This window comes from Acinetobacter haemolyticus (assembly GCF_900406815.1).
GTDB lineage: Bacteria > Pseudomonadota > Gammaproteobacteria > Pseudomonadales > Moraxellaceae > Acinetobacter > Acinetobacter haemolyticus_A.
Window position 1 is genome coordinate 1 of the sequence record NZ_OVCN01000036.1, and the last position, 4417, is coordinate 4417.

General features: G+C 38.6%; 6 protein-coding genes. All 6 read left to right on the forward strand.

Annotated features, from left to right (window positions below; genetic code table 11):
* Window positions 1–98 precede the first annotated feature (98 nt).
* The 6 genes from DK207_RS15480 (at window position 99) to DK207_RS15505 (ending at window position 4031) form a co-directional block, all read left to right on the forward strand.
* Window positions 99–392 (forward strand): hypothetical protein, encoded by a 294-nt coding sequence (locus DK207_RS15480; RefSeq protein WP_109441955.1) that lies wholly within the window; start codon window positions 99–101, stop codon window positions 390–392.
* A gap of 198 nt (window positions 393–590) precedes the next feature.
* Window positions 591–770, forward strand: a complete 180-nt coding sequence (locus DK207_RS15485) for a hypothetical protein (RefSeq protein WP_109441956.1) — start codon at window positions 591–593, stop codon at window positions 768–770.
* A gap of 11 nt (window positions 771–781) precedes the next feature.
* A complete protein-coding gene (locus tag DK207_RS15490; RefSeq protein WP_109441957.1) occupies window positions 782–1033 on the forward strand; it encodes a hypothetical protein in 252 nt (83 codons plus the stop codon).
* A gap of 162 nt (window positions 1034–1195) precedes the next feature.
* Entirely contained in the window at window positions 1196–2542 is a 1347-nt protein-coding gene (locus tag DK207_RS16005; protein ID WP_228247955.1) for a virulence factor TspB C-terminal domain-related protein, read from the forward strand.
* The gene (locus DK207_RS15500; RefSeq protein WP_109441958.1) at window positions 2542–2817 is read left to right on the forward strand and encodes a DUF2523 family protein; all 276 of its coding nucleotides are present in this window, start codon (window positions 2542–2544) and stop codon (window positions 2815–2817) included. The genes DK207_RS16005 and DK207_RS15500 overlap by 1 nt, the downstream gene beginning before the upstream one ends.
* Before the next feature lie 2 nt (window positions 2818–2819).
* The gene (locus tag DK207_RS15505) at window positions 2820–4031 is read left to right on the forward strand and encodes a zonular occludens toxin domain-containing protein (RefSeq protein ID WP_109441959.1); all 1212 of its coding nucleotides are present in this window, start codon (window positions 2820–2822) and stop codon (window positions 4029–4031) included.
* Window positions 4032–4417: the final 386 nt, after the last annotated feature.

A 4417-nucleotide genomic window follows, 5' to 3' on the forward strand; every position in this document is an offset into this window, starting at 1 on the left:
CAAGCAAGTACCTGACTGGTACGAAGAGCCTGTATCAAGTTTCGATTTCCGTCCGCAACCGAAGTTGCGTTTAGTTTCATAACAGAGGTGTTTAAACCATGAATAAACAAGTATTTCTAGTAACAGGCATTGAACCAAGTCAAGGAACATTCGTTGATCCTAAGACAGGTAAAAATATCAACTACGACAGCACTAATTTCTATGCTCAGACACCAGTCAAGAATGGTCACGGTACTAAAGGCATCATTCAGAAGATGGCAGGCTCAGTGAACTATGAGCGCTTTAAAAATTTGCCTGTGCCGTGTGAATGTGAGTTTGAGTTTAACCTGGAGTTTAGTGGACAGTTTCCAAAGACAACGTTGATTAACGTTACACAATTGAAAACTTCATAGTTATCAAAGGCTTATAGTTCATTACTGCGTATAATGTATAATATGTCAATTAAATCAATAACTTACGAGAATTAAGATATGAATATAACAGCAATTCAAGGGGATAATCAAGCGATCTGTCCGAAGTGTGGCTCGTATTTTCATAAAGGGTTTTTGGTTATTCATATTCCGAGATGTAACGGTTAAAGGATTTAAAAAATGGAACTCTATGTTTGTACTCAACTCGACAAACCATCAAATACATGTATGGCTTGGCTTGACCTGAATACAACCATGTTTGCCATTACGGGCTGGGAAGCGTCACTGATAATCACAGCGATTGCCGGCTATTACTTAACTATGTGGTTATTGAGAAAACTTCGTTATTCCGTCAAGTGAGGAGAAACACAATGGAAAAACAAAACCAACTTACCGTTGTTGAAAAAAATGGCCGTACTGCTTTAGTTCGTGGTGGTGTATTAGGGGGTGTTGTAACGGCTTTGGCTATGTCAAATGCTAATGCAGCATTAGAACTTGATACTGCAGGGTTTATTACTGATATCGGTACTGCAGAAACATTCGGTATTGCTATTGGTATCGCTATTCTTGGCTTTGTAGCTGTTATGGCTCTAGTGAAGAAATCACGCGGTGCAGTGAAATAAATAAATGCTGTGAGCGCGCGCTGAACGATGCTGTGCAGCGTTTGGCGCGCGAGCACGGCAGTTTAGAGATCGAATGCTATGGACGAACCATCAATATTTAACTGGCTTCTTGTTATTATTGCAGTTGTAGGCGTACGCATTCTTCTAAAGTGAGATTGCGATATGTTTAAAAAAATCCTTCCTATAATCATTTCATTTTTTATCATTTACACTCCTTATTTTGCTTTTGCTGCTACACGGCCAAGTGCAAAACCCACAATTTGGCAGATCGTCTATGCAACTCCAAAAAAAACTAATATTCTCGATGATGTCGTTGATGCAACAAACTTAAATGATGTCGTTGAAGCAACAGGGCGAAAGCTCGACTATGACCGCACACCAGTAGATAACAAAGTATATAAAGCACGTGTAAATCCCCGAATCCCAGAGACAAAAAAAGCGATTGGCTCTACAGCGATGAAGAAATTGCTTAAAGTCAGTGGATATGGCTACTTAGCTACCGAAGCACTTAATCAATTATTGAAAGGAATCGACTGGGTTATTGATCCAGAAGCTCAATCTATTTGGCGCTATAAAAGAACTGATAATAACGATGGTGTCACATGTAGTTATACACAAACGTACCAAGGCAAAGTTTATAGCGTTGTTTATAAAGACTCTTACGGTGATTTTCACTCATGTCCACTTGAGGCTGCTAAACATCGTATTGAATATCATGAAGAGACACAGTTCAGACAAGTAGAAAAAGGATCGGGCAGATTTTTGAGATGGGACACAACAGATTTTAGTCAAGGTGTTCAGTATTTCTATGCTGATTATATAGTTAAAGAAGGATTACAAAACGCTGGCCAACGAACTCCTGAATTACGTCAATCAGTGAATGCTGTAAGAGACAAAGAAATAATCGGCGAAAAAGAAATCCTTACTGATGATGCACTTGCAGACTACATGCTCGGAACGCATAAAGATTTTCAAGATCAAAAATATAAAGATAAGCTCCCGAAACCTAATACATGGACGGGTGTTGCACAAGTATTTAAACCTGAAAATCGCTTTGAAGAAGAAAACTCACCAACGGTCAAAATCGCTCAACATGAATTAGATCAATCACTACCCGAATCGGAAGATACAACTGTAAAACCTACTGAGCCTGATCCTAATACTGGTGAAAAAGGATTTACTTTACCTGCATTTTGTAGTTGGGCATCTGCTGTATGTGAGCATTTTAAATGGGTCAAGGATGATACTGGTCTACCAGCAAGGGATGAATCTGACTTAGAAATTGATCAACCTTTTGAAGAAAAAAATATAGGTCTTAATGTATCTCCGCAATGTCCTGCACCTACATTTCAAACCATCACTTTGCATGGTGTTACTGCACAAGTTAAGACATCAGACTACACATATATTTGTCAGTTGGATTGGCTGATTAAGCCTTTTACGATTGGATTTGCAACTGTATTGGCGTGTTTCATTCTCTTTGGATTTCATCGTGGGAGTGAAGATTGATGGGTAAATTTTTATATGGAATATTTGACCTTTTTGCAAACAATTTTGTACGTCAAATTTTAACTAGCTTGGGCGTAGGCATTATTACAGGTCTACCTTTCTATTTATTTTTATCAAACTACGTTACTAGTGCTGCTTCTCACATTGAATCACTGCCGTTCATTGGATTAATGGCTGTCTTTGGTGTACCTGAAGCTATCGGCATTATTTTTACTGCAATTCTCACACGTGCATATTGGGAAGCAATGCGCATACGTATGGCTAAGAGGTCTTAAACATGCCTGTTTTATTGGTTACTGGAAAAATGGGTCAAGGCAAGACCCATATGGTTATGAAGAAATGGGTTAATGAAGCAGTTAAGTCTGGTCGACCTGTTTATACAAATATTGATGGATGTACCCTTGATGTAAAACCAATTCCTGAAAATGAAAACGGAGAACTGGATTGGCTTTTAACTCCTGAATCTAATGCTGAAACAGGTCAGAAAGGTGCGCTTATTGTCTATGACGAAGCACAAAGGCAGGTTGATAAAAAAGGCATACGGTACTTTGCTTGGGCTGCACGTGAAAAGATTTCTAGCCGTGAGGTTATACGAGAGCTTGAATATCATCGACATTCAGGTCGTGACATCATATTCATTACACAGTCACCAAAACTGCTTCATTTGCACTTGCTTGAGCTTGTTAACGAACATTATCACTGTACACGTCTACGCAATGAAAAACGCTCTCAGGTGTCATTGTGGCGCTCATGGCAGGAAAAACCTGATTCACTAGCTGCAACCGAACGTGCTGAAGATGTATTTTTTGAGAATTTTGACGAGGAGGTATTTTCACAGTACAAGTCAACCGAGGAAGTCACTGACGGTAAAACACGTATCCCTGGCTATTTTTGGAAATTAGGTGTTATTGCTGCTGTATGCTTTCTTATTGCAGGCGGATTATTAATTAATGGTTTTATGCATTTCTCGGGTGGTAAACGAATCGGTCAGGATGCTGTTGATAAAACGTTGGAAGCACAAAAACAGCTTGAACAACGTAGTGCTAAGAATGCTCCAGTATCGCAGCAAACTTCCCAAATATCTCCTGAGCTACAAGTTAAAATTAACGATTGTGTTAAACAGTTTGGCTGGTCGCCTGAAATGTGTAGAGAGGGATTAGATAAAGAATATTTAGAAACTAAGAATAAACAACTTGAAGAAAGGACAGGCAATTCAATGGAACGTATTGTCGTTGATTACAATCCTAATAAGCCTTTTGATCCTGTTGTTACTGGTGGCTATCAAGTAACAGCAATGCCCGTTTTTTCGGGCTGTATGAAGAAAGATGGTAAATACATAGCTTACACTCAACAGGGTACAATTTTGCACGATGTAAGCGATTCTGATTGTCGTAAAGTAATCGATGATGGTGATAGACCTTTTAATTATTTTGCACAGCAACAACAGCAAAGCATGCAAACAATTAAAAATGAAAATTCTTCCCTTTGATTACAAAGTCTTTAATCCGGATGTGACGAAAAATTAGCAAAAAAGTGTCTTCAGGGGAATTGAGACACAACGTGATAACTCTTTGTTTTAACGTAAAATATGAGTGTCTCAAGGCGTAGTCTAGACACTTTGACATGGGGAAGTTTGAGTATGACGACACAGGATATTTTAGGCGTAACAGTAATGGTATTGGCTATTCTTAAAACAGGTTATCTGCTCTGGCTTTACATAAAAGATATGCATAATTTTTAAGGCTGAGATTGCGCATAATACGACGGCATTATGTTATTTACACTTCACATTGCTACAAATAAAAAGCACTTATGTATATGCATAGGTGCTTTTTAGTTTGTCAATGTTGCAACAATCGCTAGATGCACTTGAGT

Bases quoted from the DNA above. Each gene is read 5' to 3' on its own strand.
- DK207_RS15480 (WP_109441955.1), top strand. From the start codon at position 99: ATGAATAAACAAGTATTTCTAGTAACAGGCATTGAACCAAGTCAAGGA.
- DK207_RS15485 (WP_109441956.1), top strand. From the start codon at position 591: ATGGAACTCTATGTTTGTACTCAACTCGACAAACCATCAAATACATGT.
- DK207_RS15490 (WP_109441957.1), top strand. From the start codon at position 782: ATGGAAAAACAAAACCAACTTACCGTTGTTGAAAAAAATGGCCGTACT.
- DK207_RS16005 (WP_228247955.1), top strand. From the start codon at position 1,196: ATGTTTAAAAAAATCCTTCCTATAATCATTTCATTTTTTATCATTTAC.
- DK207_RS15500 (WP_109441958.1), top strand. From the start codon at position 2,542: ATGGGTAAATTTTTATATGGAATATTTGACCTTTTTGCAAACAATTTT.
- DK207_RS15505 (WP_109441959.1), top strand. From the start codon at position 2,820: ATGCCTGTTTTATTGGTTACTGGAAAAATGGGTCAAGGCAAGACCCAT.